General features: G+C 35.6%; 12 protein-coding genes. 11 read left to right on the top strand and 1 reads right to left on the bottom strand.

Translation table 11 applies throughout. From position 1 onward, the window contains the following. Positions 1-200: 200 nt before the first annotated feature. Positions 201-3,131, bottom strand: a complete 2,931-nt coding sequence (locus R2Q16_RS01490) for a M16 family metallopeptidase (protein WP_316734746.1) — start codon at positions 3,129-3,131, stop codon at positions 201-203. A 197-nt stretch (positions 3,132-3,328) separates the two neighbouring features. On the opposite strand from R2Q16_RS01490, the gene surE reads away from it, so the two are divergent. From surE to R2Q16_RS01435, 11 genes are all read left to right on the top strand, one after another. Continuing rightward, on the top strand, positions 3,329-4,174 hold the full coding sequence (surE, locus tag R2Q16_RS01485; RefSeq protein WP_316734745.1) for a 5'/3'-nucleotidase SurE: 846 nt from the start codon (positions 3,329-3,331) through the stop codon (positions 4,172-4,174). Between the two features lies 1 nt (position 4,175). Beyond that, complete coding sequence (locus R2Q16_RS01480) at positions 4,176-4,448, top strand: stationary phase survival protein SurE (RefSeq protein ID WP_316734744.1); 273 nt, start codon at positions 4,176-4,178, stop codon at positions 4,446-4,448. Between the two features lie 459 nt (positions 4,449-4,907). Continuing rightward, positions 4,908-6,014, top strand: coding sequence for a lipid-A-disaccharide synthase (lpxB, locus tag R2Q16_RS01475; RefSeq protein WP_316734743.1), 1,107 nt, complete (start codon positions 4,908-4,910; stop codon positions 6,012-6,014). Between the two features lie 108 nt (positions 6,015-6,122). Then, entirely contained in the window at positions 6,123-7,127 is a 1,005-nt protein-coding gene (locus R2Q16_RS01470) for a LacI family DNA-binding transcriptional regulator (protein ID WP_316734742.1), read from the top strand. A gap of 371 nt (positions 7,128-7,498) precedes the next feature. Further along, on the top strand, positions 7,499-10,498 hold the full coding sequence (locus R2Q16_RS01465; RefSeq protein WP_316734741.1) for a TonB-dependent receptor: 3,000 nt from the start codon (positions 7,499-7,501) through the stop codon (positions 10,496-10,498). A gap of 18 nt (positions 10,499-10,516) precedes the next feature. Then, the gene (locus tag R2Q16_RS01460; protein ID WP_316734739.1) at positions 10,517-12,127 is read left to right on the top strand and encodes a RagB/SusD family nutrient uptake outer membrane protein; all 1,611 of its coding nucleotides are present in this window, start codon (positions 10,517-10,519) and stop codon (positions 12,125-12,127) included. Between the two features lie 256 nt (positions 12,128-12,383). Then, positions 12,384-14,828, top strand: coding sequence for a glutaminase family protein (locus R2Q16_RS01455; protein ID WP_316734738.1), 2,445 nt, complete (start codon positions 12,384-12,386; stop codon positions 14,826-14,828). An 8-nt stretch (positions 14,829-14,836) separates the two neighbouring features. Further along, entirely contained in the window at positions 14,837-17,104 is a 2,268-nt protein-coding gene (locus tag R2Q16_RS01450; RefSeq protein WP_316734737.1) for a GH92 family glycosyl hydrolase, read from the top strand. A 63-nt stretch (positions 17,105-17,167) separates the two neighbouring features. After that, on the top strand, positions 17,168-18,082 hold the full coding sequence (locus tag R2Q16_RS01445; protein ID WP_316734736.1) for an ROK family protein: 915 nt from the start codon (positions 17,168-17,170) through the stop codon (positions 18,080-18,082). A 58-nt stretch (positions 18,083-18,140) separates the two neighbouring features. Further along, a complete protein-coding gene (locus R2Q16_RS01440) occupies positions 18,141-20,408 on the top strand; it encodes a GH92 family glycosyl hydrolase (RefSeq protein ID WP_316734735.1) in 2,268 nt (755 codons plus the stop codon). A gap of 1 nt (position 20,409) precedes the next feature. Then, positions 20,410-21,081: a basic secretory protein-like protein gene (locus tag R2Q16_RS01435; protein ID WP_316734734.1), complete on the top strand. Its 672-nt coding sequence runs from the start codon at positions 20,410-20,412 to the stop codon at positions 21,079-21,081. Positions 21,082-21,087 lie beyond the last annotated feature (6 nt).

The following is a 21,087-nucleotide window of genomic DNA, read 5'->3' as shown; positions in this document are numbered from 1 at the left end:
TTAAGAGTATCATTTAACAATCAATCTTCGATACTTAAATAGTTTGCTTCGTGCCTCGCAATGACGGACATATTAATTATGATTGTGAATAAACAATATTAGCAATAATTAACTAACTCGAAATTTTTAAGTAAAAAAAGCGTTCCGAATTTAACCGAAACGCTTTTTTATGTAAATTTCAACGTTAAAACGTTTATTGCTTAATAACCAAAAATCTGCTCTAATGTTAATGTCGTAACATTTCCAAATTTTTGCATGTCTTCTAATTTCACTTTTTTATCAGAAGCGACGATTAAATAACTGTAAGGCTTGTTCGCAATTTTTTGGTCGTGGAAACCTTTAATATCCGCAAACGTAATTGGCTTCAAACCCTTGTACAAATCAATTCTCGAATCGTAATCGTAACCTAATTTTTTATCTGCAAAATAGTACGTGAAAATACCATCTTTTGTAACTCGGTTGGTTTCAAGAGAAGATAAAACGTTCGATTTTGCGCCTTCAAATGATTTATCACTTTGTGGCAAAACGTTTAATAACTCGTTCATTCCATTTACAGCATCCGTCATTTTATCGGCCTGACTACCAACATAAGCAATCATGCTGTATTGTCTGTCAGTTTTATCTGGCATTTGGTAAAGTGCGTAAGTAGAATAAGCCAAAGCTTTCGATTCTCTGATGGTTTGGAAAACAATTGATCCCATTCCGCCGCCAAAGTAGTTGTTAAACACTTCGATGTTCGGGCGGTCTGTTTTATTGTATAAGCCTGTGTTTCTTAACCAACGAATTTCTGATTGAACCATATCGTAGTTAGCGAAATATACTTTATTGCTGTCCTGAACGGTATAGTTGTAAACCTTTGCAGGTGCAGCTGGTGTAAATTCTTTAGCTAAAGCATGTTCCTTTTTAATGTCGGCAGAAAATGCCTCAACATCTTTTGGACCGTAATATGTAATTACATGCTCATAGTTGGTTAAATTTTTCAATAAATAAATTAAGTCTTCGGCTTTCATATTTTTAACATCCTCGTTAGATAGCACGTTGTTATATGGGTTAACGCTTCCGTATTGAGCGTAAGAAGTTAAGCCAACCATTATCTGGCCTTTGTTTAATTTATTGTTTTCGCGGCTTTTTAGAATAGTGTTTTTCAAATCAGCCAATGCTTTTTCATCAGGTTTTACATTTGCCAAAATGTGTTCTACAAGATTTACAGCTTTGCCGAAATTTTCTTGTAAACCGCTAATGTTAATCGTTGTGGTTTCTGTACCAACGTTTAAACTATAAGAACAAGCGATGTTGTAAAACGCTTTGCTAATTTCTTCAGCGGTATATTTATCAGTTCCTAAAAAGGGTAAATAACTTGCAGCATAAGGCAATAACTTGTAATTGTTAGTGCCGTGGTTAAATCTGTAAGTCATTCTAAAAATAGAATTGTCTTTGTTTTTGGTGGTTAATACTTCAGCAATACCAATTTTTCCGGCAATAATATCTTTTTTATAATCTAAGAATTTAGGCTCTAAAGGTTTAACCGGAGCATCGATAACACTTTTTACAAAAGGAGAAGTTAAATTACCATTTGCATTAATTGGCGTTATGGTTGGTTTTTCTACCTTAATGGTGTTTTTGTCTTCTCCTTTATGTTTAAAGCCAATTACATAATTATCTTTAAAGTAAGTGTTGGCAAAAGCAACAACCTGAGCTTTGGTAATTTTAGCAGTTTCTTCAATATCGCCTAAACTTTTATCCCATTTTGTACCTCTGTTTAAGATAAATTCATTTGATAAATATTCAGCACGACTATTATTACTATCAAAGGCCTGTAAGAAACTGAATTTTTGATTTGCAACAATTGCCTTAATCAAATCATCATCAAACTTGCCTTGTTTTAACAGTTCAATCTGATCTAATAATAATTTCGAAGCTTGCTCTAAAGTCTGCCCTTGACGCGGTTGTGCCGATAAATTAAACACACCATAATCTTTCATTTGCTGGTAACTTGCACTTGACCTTTGCGTTTTTTGTTGCTTGTTTAAGTTGATGTCAATTAAACCCGCTTTACCATTAAATAAAATACTTTTTATTAAGTTAAGCATTAAGCTGTTTTGTGTGTTTTCTGCATAACCACGGTAATAAATTTCTACCATTTCTGCACTTGGACCATAAACATCAACTTTTTGAATTTTAGTTAATGGTTTTTCTGGAGCAGGATTATAAAGCGTAACCGGTTTTGAAACCATGTAGCTGAAAGATTTATCCACTTTCTTAATCATTTCATCAGGATTAAAATCACCCGTGAAAACAGCCGCCATGTTGTTTGGAACATAGTATTTGTTATAATAATTTCTGATTTCAACCAGCGATGGGTTTTTCAAATGCTCAATCGTACCTATAGTGGTTTGTTGACCGTAATTGTGCGTAGGGAAAAGAAATTCCATCATCGCTTCATCCAATTTGTTAGGGTCGCTATCTAAACCACGGTTTTTTTCTTCGTAAACCGCTTCAAGCTCCGTATGGAAAATACGGAAGATTGGCTTACGGAAACGTTCGCTTTGAATCGCAAGAAATTTATCAACTGCATTTGATGGGAAATCTTCGTTATAAACTGTTTCTTCATACCATGTGTGCGCATTTGAAGAATTTCCACCAATACCCGACATCATTTTATCATACTCATTTGCGATAGAAAAGTTTGAGGCTTCACCAGAAGTTTTATCAATTTCCTTATAAATTTCTTTACGTTGAGCAGGGTCAGTAGTTTTATTGTATTTCTCGTAAAGGGCGTCTATTTTATCTAAAAGTGGTTTTTCTTTTGCCCAGTTATTGGTACCAAATTTATCCGTTCCTTTAAATAAAAGATGCTCAAGATAATGCGCCAGGCCCGTTGCATTTTTAGGGTCGGTGTTGCTACCAGCTCTAACGCTCATGCGCCATTGTATATTAGGCTCTTTATTGTTTGGAGATAAAATTACAGTTAAGCCATTTTTTAACGTGTAAAATCTCGAGTTCGACGGGTCGTTTGTTACATATTTATACGTGTAACCGCCAGCCGTTGCTGTTTTCCACTGATAGGTTTGTGCTTTTACAAACGAACCTGTTACAAGAAAACAAGCAAGCGTAAATAGTTTAAATTTCATTTATTTGATTTTGGTTTATGATAACGATTTATTAATTTTTTTAGCGAATTGAGGTTAGTAGAATTTCTAAATCGTAGGTTAATAAGTTACTACCAAATATAATCGGTTTCTAGCACCGAATGAAATGCTTTTGAAATAATAAATCAAAAGCAGCAAGAGCTGTTACGGCTTAAAATTATAATCTGTATTTTTACCGCATGACAAAGCAAAACGCTAAACCCAATATTTTAGTTGTAAATGATGATGGCATTACAGCTACAGGAATTAAAAACCTGATGGAAGTTATGCAGGAAATCGGAAATGTAGTTGTGGTTGCTCCAGATAGTCCGCAAAGCGGAATGGGACATGCCATTACAATTGGCAAACCCATTCGTTTCGACAAAGTAGATTTGTATCCAGGCGTTGAAATGTACAAGTGCAGCGGCACACCTGTAGATTGTGTAAAATTAGGTGTGAACAAAATTTTCAAAGGCAAAAAGCCAGATTTATGCGTGTCGGGAATTAACCATGGTTTAAACAATTCCATTAATGTGTTGTACTCAGGTACGATGTCGGCCGCAGTAGAAGGTGCAATTGAAAAAATTCCTTCAATTGGTTTTTCTTTAGATGATTTCGCTGCTGATGCCGATTTCAGTTTTACCAAAAAATACATTAAAAACATTTGCGAGCAGGTTTTAGCCAACGGTTTACCAGAAGGTACTTTGCTTAATGTTAATTTTCCAAAAGGCGATGCCTTAAAAGGAGTTAAAGTTTGCCGTCAGGCAAATGCCAAATGGATGGAAGAGTTCGACGAGCGAAAAGACCCTTACAACCGACCATATTATTGGCTTACCGGCGTTTTCGAAAACTTCGATAAAGGCGAGGATACCGATGTTTGGGCATTAGAAAATGGTTATGTTTCGGTTGTGCCTGTGCAGTTCGATTTAACCGCACACCACGCCATACAAACACTTAACAGCTGGAATTTCAATTCAGAAAAGCAATCAAAAAGCGAGGGTAAAACGAGTAAAGTTTCAGCCCCTGATGGCTTAAACCTTGGTTAGGATGAACGATAGGATTAGAAACTTAAATAATTCTGTTTGGGTTGGCTTGGGCATCGGTTTGCTCATTCCCGCGATACTTTCTGCCCTTGCCTGGTACATTATCAGTCATGTAGTTTACCTTTCAAAAGCAGATTTATTATACATTGGGGCAATTGCGGTAAATGCATATTTTATGCAATACTTTTTTAAGTACAATAAAGAAAATATTGGTCGTGGTATATTGGCAGCCACTTTTTTGTGTGCATTTATATTTTTCGCCTACAAAGTTTTTTAACAAAACTGAATTGGGCAAATTGTTTTTTGAAAATATAAGGCAGTAAATTTTGGCAGGCTGCAGCCCCGCTTTACGCTTCAATCTTTTTGTTTTAGTTACCGCCTTTAATAGCTGTCATCCTGAGCTTGTCGAAGGACGATATCTAACTCAAGCATGAAAGAGAAACAAAAAGTATTTTCGCTGCAATCGGGTTTAAAAACAAAGGCTTGTTTTGGGTGGTCAATAATAGCGAATTTGCTATCTGGGTACACAACATTCAAAAATAAACCCGATAGAACTAAAATAGCCCGCAATCCCGATTCAAGCACACATTATTGTCGCTTTTAATGGTGTGCTTGCATGTTTCACAGGTTTCATCGGGGACGGACTATTAGTGATAGCGGGACTGAATAAGCCATTAATGCCGAACCAATCGTTTTCAAAAAATAATTACCCTTTAAATGGAACATATTTAATCATATGAAATACTACTTAGTTGCAGGCGAAGCATCGGGCGATTTACATGGCGCAAATTTAATGAAGGCTTTAAAGGCTGAAGATGATGATTCAGTTTTCAGATATTTCGGTGGCGATAAAATGCAGGCTGAAGGTGGCGAGTTGGTCAAACACTATTCAGATATGGCTTTTATGGGTTTTACAGAAGTTCTGCTTAATCTGCGTACAATTTTTAAAAACTTAAAAACCTGCAAAAAAGACATTATTGATTGGAAACCTGACGTTTTAATTTTAATCGATTTTCCTGGTTTCAATCTTAAAATTGCAGAATATGCTAAAAAGCAAGGTATAAAGGTTTGCTATTATATTTCGCCAAAAATTTGGGCCTGGAACCAAAAGAGGGTTCTAAAAATTAAACGAGATGTAGACCATATGTTTTGCATTTTACCCTTCGAAGTAGATTTTTACAATGAATGGGGCATGAAAGTAGATTACGTTGGTAATCCACTTTTAGATGAAAAGGCTCAATTTAAACCCAATCCAGATTTTAGAAGTGATTATGATTTAGGCGACTATAAAATAATTGCGTTGTTGCCCGGCAGTAGAAAACAGGAAATTGAACGTTTGCTGCCTGTAATGATAAGCATAACAGAGCAATTTGCTGACTATAAATTTGCCGTTGCGGCCGCACCAACTTTTACTGAAGATTATTATAAGCAGCTTATTGGCGATAAAAATGTAAAACTAATTTTTAACAATACTTATAATTTGCTACATAATGCCCATGCTGCAATTGTAGCATCGGGTACGGCAACTTTAGAAACCGCTTTATTCAACGTGCCGCAAGTGGTGGTTTATAAAGGAGGTACAATTTCTATTGCCATTGCCCGCATGTTGGTGAAAATTAAATTTATCTCATTGGTTAATTTAATCGTAAATAAAAAAATAGTTACCGAGCTTATTCAGGAAGATTGCAATACTCAAAAAGTTAACGAGGAATTGAGTTTGATAATTTCTGGTACAGGTAGAACAGAAATGTTGAATGATTACGATAAACTACTCGAGTTAATGGGAGCGCCGGGCGCTTCAGAGAAAACAGCAATGTTAATTGTAAAATATGCTAAACCTTAACGGATTCATTTTCAAAATAAGGCATTTTTAAACCTGCTTTATCGTTTTAGTAAAACTCATGTTTTTTATTTAGTTTTGGACAACCACCTATAAACTTATTATTCGCCCATGAAAGCTCTTTCTATAAAAGATATCGCAGTTAAAGCAAACGTATCAATTACAACTGTTTCATTTATAATTAATGGAAAAGCAAAGGATAAATCAATCAGCGAAGCGGTAATAGAAAAGGTCGAAAAAATTATAGAAGAAAGCGGCTACAAGCCTAATCAAATCGCCAGAAGTTTAAGAACCGGTAATTCGAACATCATAGGTTTAATTGTAGAAGACATCTCGAATTCATTCTTTGCCAGAATTGCAAGGCTTATTGAAGATAAAGCTTATAAGCGAGGTTATAAAATCATTTACTCCAGTACAGAAAATAGTTTAGAGAAAGCACAGGAGTTAATAAATATGTTTAAATCTAGAAAGGTTGATGCATATATTATTTCTCCAATTAAAGGTTTGGAAGAAGATATTCAAGCGCTTGTAAATGAGAATAAACCCGTAATACTTTTTGATAGGAATTTGCCCGATTTGAAAACAAATTACGTTGGCGCAGATCATTTTAGTGCTTCTTATCAGTCAATCGAAAATTTTATTCAGGAAGGTAGAAAGAATATTGCCCTTGTTACTACCGATATTGATGTGCAACAAATTACTGAACGGTTTGATGGTTACAGAAAGGCCTTAGAGGATAATGGTTTTAAGTATAACGATGATTTAGTTGTCAAAATTCATTTTAATCAAGATGAGGCGGCAACTTTAGGGGAAATTAAGAACCTTTTCGAAACTCAAAATGTAGATGCAGTATTATTTGCAACAAACTATCTCGCAATAAGTGGCTTAAAAGCACTCAAACAATTAAACAAAAAAATAGGAACAGGTCTTTCAGTTATCGCTTACGATGACCACGAAGCTTTTGAATTACACACACCCGGTATTTCTACCGTTCAACAGCCATTAGAAGAAATTGCAGAAACAGTTATAAAATTGATTTTAAGTCAATTATCTTCAAAAAATAAGCAAGCCGACGAGCAAGTTATTATTCCGGCTAACCTAATCATTAGAAATTAAGACAGTATTTCATTTTGTTTTAATGTAACTAAAATATTACTACTAAATCGTTTTATTATCTTGAAAAAAATTTCTATAATTGATGTAGTAAAACGATTTACTATAACCAAATGTATTTATGAGACTTTCACAGAACCCTAACTGTACGTCAAAAGTGCTTTATTTCAGTCGATTATCGGCTTTTACTGCTTATTTCATTCTCGTAAATATTTGTGATTGGCCGTTCAATTTTAATCTTATTTCAGAAAAAATATAATTCAGAGCGCAAGTAGAACATATGCTGCTCATAAATAATTAATGGAGTTACCTCAGATAAGTAACTACCCGGAAAATAATATAACTAATCAATTTTAAATTTAACAAAACCGCTAATGAAAATTAATTTACTCAAAATTACGGGGTTATCTGCAGCAATAGTATTGCTTAATAGTCCTGCGTTTTCAATGAATTCGGAGTGGGGAGGTGCGAGAGGATTCTTGAATACGAACTTGCTCAGCAGTTCAGTGCTAAAGCAAAATGTTGTCACTGGTACGGTAGTAGACGAAAAAGGACAACCTGTCCCCGGTGTAGGTGTTAAGAATCAAACTACAGGCAAAACTGCTGTTACAGATGCAAATGGAAAATTTAGTATTGCGGCTAATGCTACCGAGGTGCTTCTTTTTTCTTATGTTGGCTATCAAAGTCAAAGTGTTACTGTAGGTAACCAAAAACAAATCGGAATTAGATTACAAGAAGCTAGTGAAACAAAATTAAACGAAGTTGTAGTTGTTGGTTATGGAACACAAAAGAGAGGGGAAATTACCTCTTCAGTTGCAACAGTTAAGAGCGAGGATTTTAATCAGGGTGGTTCTAGAAGTCCATTAGATTTGATTCAGGGTAAGGTTGCTGGTTTAAGTATTACACGTACGGGGGGTAATAATCCGAATGCGGGCGCTGCCGTACAGTTAAGAGGTATCGTATCTATTTCAGGTTCTGCAGCACCATTAATTGTAATAGATGGAATACCAGGTGGTAACCTAGATTTACTTCAGCAAGATGATATCGAATCATTTGATGTTTTAAAAGATGGTTCTGCTGCTGCAATTTATGGTACTCGAGCTAATGCTGGTGTAATCTTAGTTACGACCAAAAAAGGCAAGGGAGGCGATCCGACTTATGATTACAATACGTATTTCTCAAGAGATTTTGTTGCAAAGAAGCCAGACTTTTTAACAGCTGAAGAGTTTATATCGCGTTCTCCTACAAACAATTTAGGTGCAAACACAGATATGTATGATTTGCTGTTAAATAAGGAGAATATCACGCAATATCACAATTTTGCAGCAACGGGTGGTACTGTAAAATCAAATTACAGGGCTAGTTTATTTTATAATGATTTACAAGGTATATCAAAAGAAAATGGTCGTAGAAATTATGGTGCTAGATTAAACTTCAATCAAAAAGGATTGAAAGATAGATTGTCAATGCAAACCAATTTGGCAGCTAATTTTAATAATGCAAATCTTTTAGGTGGTTCTGATGGTGATTTTGAACAGTCGGTACAAAGAAATCCGACTGCGCCGGTTTATAACGCAGATGGCTCATTTACACAGACTACTGCTTTCAATAACTATAACCCTCTTGCTAGAATTACACAAGAGTTGAATAGAAGAGACCAACAAACTTTTTCTGGTGATACAAAGCTAACATTAGAAGTTATTGACGGTTTAAAAATTTCTGCATTTGGTGCTTTAATTAGAGACACATATAATGATAGAACTTATCGTGAAAGAGCTTCTTATTCATCAATTCAAAGTTATCAAGGAACTGGCTATGCTTCGAAGGCTAATCGACAAGATAAAACGTATACCTTTGAAAGTACGATAGATTATAATAAAGTAATTAATAATGACCACTCAATTTCTGCAGTGGTAGGCTATAGTTATCAGTATTTTACAAGGGAGGATTTTAACTTAAACAATTCAGGTTTTATTACCGATGCATTTAAAGACTGGAATATTGGTGCAGGTAATGCCATTACAAACGTAACTTTACCTAGACCAGGAATTGGATCTTTTAAAGAAGATAATACATTAATTTCGTTATTAGGTCGTGTAAATTATGCATACCAAGGTAAATATCTACTTTCTGTTTCTGCAAGAAGAGAGGGATCATCAAGATTCGGGGCGAATAATAAATGGGGAACATTCCCTGCTGCGTCGATTGGATGGGTGCTTACCAAAGAAAGTTTCATGGAACAATTTAAGTGGGTTAATAATTTAAAAGTAAGAGCTGGATACGGAGTAACAGGTAATCAGGGTATTCCAAATTATCAATCACTAATCACATTGAGTACCGGTGGACCTTACTTACAAGATGGAAGATGGGTTCAAACTTATGGGCCTTCGAGAAATCCTAATCCAGACTTAAGATGGGAAAGAAAAAAAGAATTTAACGTTGGTTTAGAATTTGGTTTCCTAAACAATCGTTTAAGTGGTACGGTAGATTATTATACACGTAACACTACAGATTTACTTTTAAACTATAATGCACAGGTACCGTCATATGTTAATAGTACAATTTTCACTAACGTTGGAAGTATTTCTAATAAAGGTTTAGAATTAGCTATAAATGCAATTCCGGTTCAAACAAAAGATTTTCAATGGAGTGCTGACATTATATTTAGTACCAACAAAAATAATTTAACATCTCTATCTAACGATGTTTTCAAAGCAACTTTCTTAGAGTATGGAGGTTTACCTTCCCCAGGAAATTTGGGTAATACGATTAGAGCTGTCGAAGGTCAGCCATTGGGCAATTTCTATGGTAGAAGATTCGCCGGTATTGATGCAGCTGGTAAGTGGCAATTCTACAAAAAGGATGGTTCAGTAACAAATTCTGCTGGAATCAACAACGAGGATTTAACAGTAATCGGTAACGGTATTCCAAAGTATTACGCATCAATGTCGAATACATTAAGATATAAAAATTTAGATTTAACTTTATTTTTCAGAGGTAAATTTGGTTACGATATTTTAAACGTACAAGATATGTTTTTCGGAAATTTGGCTTGGTTACCAAATAATGTGCTAAGGTCAGCTGTCGAAAAAAATGCTTCACTTAAAGATTCTCCTCAATTTTCGGATTATTACTTAGAAAGTGGGAATTTTGTGAAATTAGATAACATTACTTTAGGTTATAATTTTAAATTAAAAACAAGTTATATCCGTAATTTAAGGGTATATGCTTCGGGTAGAAATATAGCAACATTTACAAACTATTCTGGCTTAGATCCTGAACTTCAAGATACAGGTTTAACCGTTGGTATTGATAACAGAGGTTTCTATCCTAGAACTAAAACCTATACTTTGGGATTACAAGTTGGATTCTAATCATTAAATAATTTAGAAATGAAAAAATTTATATTATATACATCTTTATTAGGTGTGATTACATTAGGATCTTGCACTAAGTTGGATGAAAATGTATACAATTCTATTATCTCAAATAATTTTTACAATAATAGAACAGAGGTGATGGCGGCAGTGTTAAGACCTTTCACTCATGCCAATGCATGGGCAAGTTTTGTGGATAACAATAATTACTGGAGGCTTAATGAATTAACTGCAGATCAAGTTGCTTGGCCCCAAAAAGGTCGTCATGGTTATGATGGTGCACAATGGATTCGCTTACACAATCATGAATGGACTATAACCGATAATACTATTAAAGGCCCTTGGGATTTGATTTGGCAAGGTATAGGATTTTGCAACAATACAATCCAAGATTTAGAAAAGGTAGATTTCATTAAAATTGGGATGACTGCAGAAGAAAAGACTTCAATAATTGCAGAAACTAAGGTGCTAAGAGCTTGGCACTATCTAAAACTGATAGATATTTATGGAAATATTCCGATTGTTACAACTGTTGGTACGCCTTTAAATCCCCCAACAAGAACCAGAAAAGAAGTTTTTGAATTTATCGAAAAGGAGATTAAAGATAATGTTGAATTATTAAAACCTCTATCAGCTAATTTGGTAGGTAGGGTAAGTAAAGCAGCGGGTTATGCAATGCTTTCAGAGCTTTATCTTAATGCTGAAGTTTGGACAGGTACACCTCGTTGGGATGATTGTATTGCTGCAAGTGATAAAATTATTGGTGGACAGGTTGGTGGCTTGAACGGTAATGCAGATTTAGATCCTGATATTTATGCGCCTTTTGGTGTTTCCAATGATAAATCAAAAGAAAATTTATTTCAGATTGCTTATGATTTTAAAGCTGCTGATTGGAGACTAGGTTTTGAAGGTTTATTCTGGCACTATAATCAAAGACAGATTAATGGAACGGATAGAAATGGTAATAATGCTGTGGTAGTTGTTCCAACTGCATTTGATGCTTATAAAGACACCGATTTAAGAAAGCAGAAATGGTTCTTAATAGGTACGCAATATAAATACGGCAGTACAACAGATCCGGTGTTAGGTACGGAAGAGTATAACAATAAACCTCTTGTTTTTGTTAAAGAAATTAGAAGAAACAGTGAAGGTGAAACCGGAGAAGGTGGAATGACAAGAGGGGAAGAAAATAGTGGTGCACGTTTTAATAAGTATCAGGTTGGTTTGCCAACGGATGCAAATTATTGGGCAAATGATTTTGTTCTTTATCGAGTAACTGAAATGTATTATAATAAAGCAGAAGCCTTGATGCGTAAGAATGGAAATGTGGCAACACAAGATGCAGTTGATTTAATTAACAAATGTATAATAAGACGTTTTTCAGCAGCTGATTACGCGATAAATAGATATACAATTACAACGTTAACTGCAGATGAATTTTTAGCCGAAAGAGGTCGAGAATTTGTATTCGAAGGAAAACGAAGAGAAGATATGGTGAGATTTGGAAAGTTCACAACCAATACATGGTGGGATCACAAACCAACCACTGCTACAAAAGCACTATTCCCAATTCCTAATGCACAAATTGCAATTAACCCATCAATTAAACAAAACCCAGGTTATTAATTAACCATCAATCTAAAAGGTGCTCAACTAAGAGCACCTTTTTTTTGGTTCAAAAAATTTCTACTAAACATTTTGTAACTCAGATATTACAAGAGTAGCACTAAATAATTGACAAATTTTTCATTAATATTGATGCTGGTAAAACGTTTTACTTGTGCTTCTATCTAACCTACATAATTCAAACCAAACTATAATAACTATACGTTCAAATTAAGGCCCTGCATCTACCTATAAAAACAACCTAACCAAATCTACTATGAAGAAATTTATCCTTTTAATACTATATTTCTTTAGTGTTATATCAATTAATGCACAGGACAAAGCGCCAGCTTATCCACTCATTACACATGATACCTACTTTAGCATATGGTCTTTCGGAAGTGAATTGAACCAATCTGTTACTAAGCACTGGACAGGTAAAAACCAATCGCTATCAGGCGTTTTAAAAGTTGATGGTAAATATTACCGGTTTTTAGGTGCAGAATCTAAAGAATACAAGGCAATTTTGCCTGCGGCAGATGAAAAAGCTTATCTAGCTAATTATTCATTCGCTCAACAACAAAGTGGATGGAACTCGAATAATTTTAACGATTCATCCTGGCAAAAAGGCACTGCACCATTCGGAGATGATAAAGTTGCTAAAACCAAATGGACTACCGATGATTTATACTACAGAAGAAAATTCTCTATCGCCAAGTTAACGGCGGGAAAAAAATACTTAAAATTAAACCACGATGATAATGTAGCTGTAACCTTAAACGGTAAAACAATCTATAAAAAGGATGGTTGGGTACACGAATATATCTACATTCCAATTGAAGACGGAATCCTCAAAGCAGGTGAAAACTTATTAGCGATTCATGTTAAAAACTCCGCTGGCGGAAGATTTCTTGATGCGGGGATAGTTGAAGAAATCCCTCAGAAATCGGCTATAGAATTGGCTAAACAAACAGATGTACGCGTTACTGCAACTGATACGAGATATACGTTTACTTGCGGTGCAGTAAATCTCGAAGTTAAGTTTATTTCTCCGTTATTATTAAACGATATTGCACTAACGGCACGTCCGGTTAGTTATATCAATTACACTGCAAAGGCAACAGACGGGAAAACCCATAATGTTGATTTGTATTTTGCTGCATCAACAAATATTGCGGTCAATACACCAGATCAGCCTGTTAATGCTTCTGCTAATATCGTTAAAGATTTATCAATATTAAGCGCTGGTACGGTAGAGCAGCCTATCTTACAGAAAAAAGCCGATGATTTGCGAATTGATTGGGGGCGTATGTATGTTGCTCTTCCTCAAAAATTTAAAGCCACACAATACATCAATAAGCAAGCTGAAAGTTTAAGCAGTTTCATTAATGGCAAATACCCTTCAAATAAGGAGGTGAAAAATGCCAAAGAATTAAACTTGAGTAGTGTAATTTCTTTTGGTAGTGTAGGCAATACTTCAACAGAAAGATATTTAATGCTTGGATATGATGATTTAAAATCGGTAGAATATTTTGGTGAGCAATTGTTGCCAATCTGGAGAAAACCAGGCGCTCATTTTGAAGACCAATTAGCTTTGGCTGAATCTGAATACAAAACAATTATTGCTAAATGCAATGATTTTAACACAAAACTTTATACGGATGCTGAAAAAGTTGGAGGTAAAGAGTATGCCAAAATGTGCGAATTGGCCTATCGCCAAAGTATAGCGGCACATAAAATTGTTTATGCACCAAATGGTGATATTCTTTTCTTATCAAAAGAAAATTTTAGTGGTGGTTTTATTAACACGGTTGATGTAACTTATCCTTCTGCACCACAATATTTACTGTACAATCCTGAATTGCTAACAGGAATGTTAAACGGTATTTTTTACTATTCTGAAAGTGGAAAATGGAAGAAACCTTACCCCGCACATGATTTAGGAACATATCCTTTTGCTAACGGACAAACTTACGGCGAAGATATGCCGGTAGAGGAAGCCGGAAACATGGTCATTCTTACGGCAGCAATTGCGAAAGCTCAAGGCAATGCTAAATATGCTGAAAAACATTGGTCAACTTTATCAATTTGGGCCGATTACCTTTCAAAAGAAGGTTTTGACCCGGCTAACCAACTTTGTACAGATGATTTCGCGGGTCACTTAGCTCGTAATGCAAATTTATCAGTGAAAGCGATTGTTGCAATAGGTGCGTATGCTCAAATGGCTCAAACCCTGGGTAAAACCGAAGAAGCAACTAAGTATAAAAAAATTGCTTTTGATATGGCTAAAAAATGGCAGGAAATGGCTGCTGATGGCGATCATTTTGCCTTAACTTTTAACGATAAGAATACCTGGAGTCAGAAATATAACTTGGTTTGGGATAAATTATTGGGCTTGAATATATTTCCTGAATCTGTATATAAAAAGGAAATCAATTTCTATTTAACCAAACAAAACGCTTTTGGGTTACCGTTGGATAGTCGTAAAACTTACACCAAATCTGATTGGATAATGTGGACTGCGACCTTGGCGGATAATCAGGCTGATTTTCAAAAATTCATTAAGCCAATTTATAAATACGCTACAGATACCGAAACGAAAGTTCCTTTAAGCGATTGGCACGAAACAACCAACGGTGATAAGGTTGGCTTTCAGGCAAGAAGTGTTGTAGGTGGTTATTTTATAAAACTACTTGCCGATAAATGGGGCATTAAAAACTAATCAACAAGATGAAATTTAGGCTTTCTATCCTTCTTGTTTTATGCTGCTTGGCTGGTCAGTTATATGCACAGCAAGCCGATTTGGTACAATATGTAAATACCCTTCAAGGCACGAATTCTAAGCATGAATTAACGCGAGGCAATACCTACCCAACTACCGCTTTACCGTTCGGGATGCACACTTGGACACCACAAACTGGTAAAAATGGCGATGGTTGGAAATATCAACATTTTAAAGATGCAATCAGAGGTTTTCAGCAAGCGCATCAATGCAGCTCGTGGACCAGAGATTATGCTGTTTTTTCGTTAATGCCAATGATTGATGAGCTGGTTGTCGATGAAAATAAGCGTGAAGCAAAATTTAGTCACGAAAACGAAATCGCAAAACCGAATTACTACAAGGTAAAATTCAACAATCAAATTACTACCGAAATATCACCAACCGAACGTGGTGCGCATCTTCGTTTTGCTTATCCCAAAGGGAAAAAAAGTTACTTGGTTCTAGATGGCTATATCCGCACCAGTGGGGTTAAAATTTATCCGAAGGAAAACAAAATAACCGGATACGTAAGTAACGGGCAAGGTTTTAATAAGGATTGGAAAAGCTATTTTGTTATCCAGTTTGATAAGAAAATTAAAAGTTTTGGTACTTGGGAAAATAAAACAAATACTGTAAATGCTGATTCCTTAACAGCAAATGGATTGGGAAAAGGCGCATTTATTGAATTTGAAGCCGGAGCAAAAGTTCAGGTTAAAACAGCATCTTCTTACATAAGTTTAGACCAGGCCGAGCTTAATCTTAAAAGAGAATTATCGGCCGATAAAAATTTAGAAGCCACTAAAGCAAAAGCATCAGCGGTTTGGAACAAATCTTTAAGCAAAATTTTAGTAGAAGGCGGCTCTAAAGCCGATATGGAAACTTTCTACTCTTGTTTCTTCAGAGCAAGTTTATTTTCAAGGAAGTTTTATGAAATAAATGCTGCCGGAAAACCATATTACTTTAGTCCTTACGATGGGAAAATCCACGAGGGTTATATGTTTACCGACACTGGTTTTTGGGATACATTTAGAGCGCAATTTCCATTAAACACTTTGGTTCAGCCAGAAATGCATGGTCAGTATATGCAAGCTATGATTGATGCGTACAAACAATGTGGTTGGCTACCTTCCTGGTCGTTTCCAAGCGAAGCTGGAAGTATGATTGGGAATCATGCAATTTCTCTCTTTGCTGATGCATGGGCAAAAGGAATCAGAACCTTCAATCCAGAAGAAGCCTTAAAAGCATATTTGCATGAGGCAACAAATAAAGGTCCGTGGGGACCAGCGAATGGCCGCGATGGTTGGAAAGAATATTATGAATTTGGCTACGTTCCCTATCCGAAATACAGAGAAGCGACAGCGAAAACATTAGAATATGCATACGATGATTATTGCGCTTATCAGCTTGCAAAAATGATAGGCAATAAGTTTTACATGGATATTTTCGAACGCCAGATGTACAATTACCGCAATGTTTACGATGCCTCAACAAAATTTATGCGAGGTAGGGATATTGATGGTAAATGGTCACCAAACTTCGACCCAATTGAATGGGGTGGACCTTTTACAGAAGGAAACGCTTGGCATTGGCAATGGTCGGCTTTTCAAGATACCAAAGGCTTAATTAACCTAATGGGCGGTCATAAAAACTTCGTTGCTAAGTTGGATTCGGTTTTTTCAGAACCCAATAAAGTTAAGGTGGGTACTTATGGTGGTATGATACACGAAATGACCGAAATGGTTATGGCAAATTTGGGCCAGTATGCGCATGGCAACCAACCAATTCAGCACATGGTTTACTTGTATAACTATGCTAACGAACCTTGGAAAGCACAGTTTCATGCCAGGAATGTGATGACCAAACTTTACGATGCGACAGAAAATGGTTATCCTGGCGATGAAGATCAAGGTCAAACTTCGTCTTGGTATGTTTTAAGCGCTTTAGGTATTTATAGTGTTACACCGGGAAGTGGAGAATATGTAGTCGGAAGCCCAATGTTTAAGAAAATAACCATTAATTTAGGCGACTCGAAAAAATTCATTATTGAGGCTCCGGCTAACGATAATAAGAATATTTATATTCAATCTGCAACCTTAAATGGTCGTAATTATACACGTAATTTTTTATCACATAGTGATATTATAAAAGGCGGTGTATTTAAACTCGAAATGGGTAGCAAACCGAATTTAAATAGAGGATTAAAAGAAGAAGATAAACCTTTTTCGTTAAGTAAATAATAAAATGCTTTAAAGATGAGGCGTTTTTACAGGATGTAAATTATTAAGAAAGATATAGATAGAATGGAAAAACCTGTTGCATTAGGTGTAGATATTGGCGGTTCGCACATTACAGCGGCTTTAGTAGATTTAGAGACAAGAACTATTATTCAGGATTCTGTTAAGCGGAGTGCAGTCGATTCGCAAGAAAGCAAAGAAATTATTTTAGCAGCATGGTGTGATGTGATTAACAAAGCATTCAAAAAATCAAATACAGAAACTAAACTTATTGGCATTGCAATGCCTGGTCCCTTTGATTATGAAAATGGAATTTCATTAATTAAAGATCAGGATAAATTTAAGGCACTTTACGGTATAAATATTAAAGAAGAATTAGCCACCAGATTAAACATCAAAACAGAAAATATACATTTCATAAATGATGCTGCGGGTTTTTTACAAGGTGAAGTTTTTGGTGGTGCAGCCAGGGGCAATGCAAATGTAATTGGTTTAACGCTTGGTACGGGTTTAGGTTCTTCTTATTCGATTGGTGGTATTGCTAAAGATGCCGATTTATGGAATGCTCCATTTATTGATGGTATTGCCGAAGATTACCTCTCAACCCGTTGGTTTGTAAAACGTTATCATCAATTAAGTAATAATACTGTTGCAGGGGTAAAGGAATTAGTTGCAATTGCAGCAACCGATCATGCTGCAACCCGTGTGTTTATGGAGTTTGGTTACAATTTAGCCCAGTTTTTAATTCCAGTAATTAAGAAACACAAGTCTGATATGGTCATTATTGGCGGCAATATCTCTAGAGCTTTCAGTGCATTTTCTCCTGAATTAATTGCAACTTTAAATGGTAACGATGTAAATGCAACCATTAAAGTAACCAAATTAAAAGAAAACGCTGCGTTAATTGGTGCTGCAAGCTGCTGTGATATTAATTTCTTGAACGAGAATACAGAAGAAGTAGAACATAAAAAGTTTCACTAAAAAAAAGCGTAGGCTTTTTTTTATAAGCATTGGTAAAACCATTTAGTAGTAAAATAAAATGATAAAAAGAGACTTAAAACAATTCATTTCTCTTAAAAACTTAACGCTGCGCCGTAAGCTAAAAACCAGCTTATTGGCTTTTGCTGTTTTATCTGCCGCGGTAAATGTTAAGGCGCAACAAGCTGTAAATTATTTAAAGTTTGTTGATGTTAAAATTGGCAGTGTTGGGTTAATTTTAGAACCAACCCGACCAGCTGTACATTTACCAAATAGTATGCTTAGAACCTTTCCTGTTCGTGCCGACCAGATTGACGACCAGATTGCTTATTTCCCTTTAACCATTTCTTCTCATCGCCAAAATTGGTTGTTCGGTTTAATGCCTTTCACAGGTAAAGTTGAAGAACAAAGCTGGAGCCAGAAGTTTACCTACGATAATGAAAAAATAACACCTGATTTTTATACGTCTGTTTTGGAAGATAATGGTACAAGCATCAGCTTCGCACCATCTGCAAAAGCAGGTTTCTTCAAGTTTAATTTCACAGGTAAGAACGATAATTACATCCGTATAAATATTTTAAATAGGGGAGAAATCAACCTTGATGGTAAAACAAAAATCAGCGGTGTTGAAGAATTCCAAGGCATGAAAGCTTATTTTTATGCTGAAACCAATACGCCTGTAGAAATTATTTATCAAGATGGACAGGCAAAAAAGAAAAGTTTACTAAAGGTTTTAAACGGCGTTCAAAATGTTTCTTTTAAATATGGAATTTCATTTATCAGCATAGAGCAAGCTAAAGAAAACTTAACGAAAGAGATTTCTGATTGGGATATTGCCAAACTGCGGTCAAAAGCTACGGTTGCATGGAACAAAGTGCTTAATCAAATTAATGTTAATGGTGGTACTGATGCACAAAAGCGTGTTTTTTATACTTCTTTATATCGGTCCTACGAGCGTATGGTTGATATTAATGAGTATGGCAAATATTACAGCGCTTACGACAAGAAAATCCACACTTCTGATAAACCTTTCTTTGTAGATAATTGGCTTTGGGATACTTATATCGCATTAGAGCCACTACAAACCATTTTAAATCCAAAAACAGAAGGAGATAAAATACAATCTTATGTTCAAATGTACGAACAAAGCGGTTGGATGCCATCTTTTGCATTGGTTTATGGCGATAATCCATGCATGACTGGAAACCATGCTGCTGCTTGGTTTTTGGATTCTTATAATAAAGGTGTTCGAAACTTCGATTTGAAAAAGGCTTACGAAGGTATTAGAAAAAACTCACTCGAAGCTACTTTATTACCTTGGAGAAATGGTCCGGCAACATCTTTAGATTCTTTTTATACTCAAAAAGGATATATGCCTGCACTTAAAACTGGTGAAAAGGAATTTGTTAAAGAAGTACATGGTTTCGAAAAAAGACAAAGTGTTTCGGTAACCCTGGAGAATAGTTTTGACGATTGGTGTATCGCTCAGTTTGCAAAAGACATGGGTAAAACCGACGACCACAAATTATTTTTGAAGAGAGCTGAGAATTATAAAAATGTATTCAGAGCCGATAAGGGTTTCGTCTGGCCTAAAGACGTGGATGGAAATTGGATAGAACCTTTTGACCCAAAATTTTCTGGCGGGCAAGGCGGAAGAGAATTCTTTACCGAGAACAATGCTTATACTTATAACTGGGATGTAAAACACGATTTAAGTGGTTTATTCACCTTAATGGGCGGCACTGAAAAAGCAGAGCAAAAACTTGATGAGCTTTTCAGAACAAGTTTAGGTCGCAGTAAATATAATTTATGGTACACCTTTCCTGATGCAACGGGTTTGGTCGGTCAGTTTGTAATGGGTAACGAACCAAGCTTTCACATACCATACATTTATAATTATACTGGTTCGCCCTGGAAGACGCAAAAGCGAATTCGTATGTTAATGGATACTTGGTACACCGATAATTTATTCGGTATTCCTGGTGATGAAGACGGCGGTGGTATGACGGCTTTTGTGGTATTCTCTATGATGGGATTTTTTCCGGTTACACCTGGTATTCCGGTTTACAGTATTGGAAGTCCGGTTTTCAATAATATTTCAATTAAACTAGAAAACGGTAAAACTTTTACCTTAAATGCTAAGAATAATTCAGCAGAAAATAAATATATACAAAGTGCAGAGTTAAATGGCAAAGCCCTAAACCGTTCTTGGTTTACGCACAAAGAACTTACTGAAGGCGGCATTTTAAATTTGGTTATGGGCAGTTCACCAAATAAAGCCTGGGGAACTAAAAACTTACCACAATCTGCATTAAATTATAATCCTTAATATGAAAAAACTAACATTACTAAGCATCCTATTCTTACTATCTATTTTACCTTTTTCAAAACTACAGGCACAAGAAGTAATTAAGAAAAAAGGCTATACACTTACTTTTGAAAGCAACTTTGCTGAACTAGACCCAAAATTAAAAAAGCGTTTAATCGAAACATTTTTTGTGGTCTATCCAAAACTGGCTAAAGAATACAATCCAAATACTTTAAAGGATGTTAAATTTTCTGTAGATACCAACTACAAAGGCGTTGCAGCAACCAGTAATGGAAAAGTAACCTACAGTTCAATTTGGATGGTTAAACACCCTGAAGATATTGATGTGGTTACCCATGAGGTGATGCACATCGTTCAGGATTATGGTCGTAGTGTGGGTCCGGGCTGGTTAACCGAGGGTATTGCAGATTATGCACGTTATAAATTTGGAATAGACAATGCAGGTGCAAAATGGGCTTTGCCTGATTTGAAACCAGAACACAGCTATAAAAACAGTTACCGCATTACCGCAAGATTTTTTGCCTGGATGGAGAAAAACGTAAAGGCAGGAACAATTAAAGCTGTTGATGCATCACTAAGAGACCATACTTATACAAATGCAATTTGGACTACACTTACAGGTAAAGATTTAGATGCACTTTGGGCAGACTATGTTAAAAATCCTCAAATTTAGATTGCA

Origin of the sequence: Pedobacter aquatilis (assembly GCF_032678425.1) — a bacterium.
GTDB lineage: Bacteria > Bacteroidota > Bacteroidia > Sphingobacteriales > Sphingobacteriaceae > Pedobacter > Pedobacter aquatilis_B.
The sequence above is the reverse complement of the archived record's forward strand: the minus strand, read 5'-3'. Positions and strand labels throughout refer to the sequence as shown.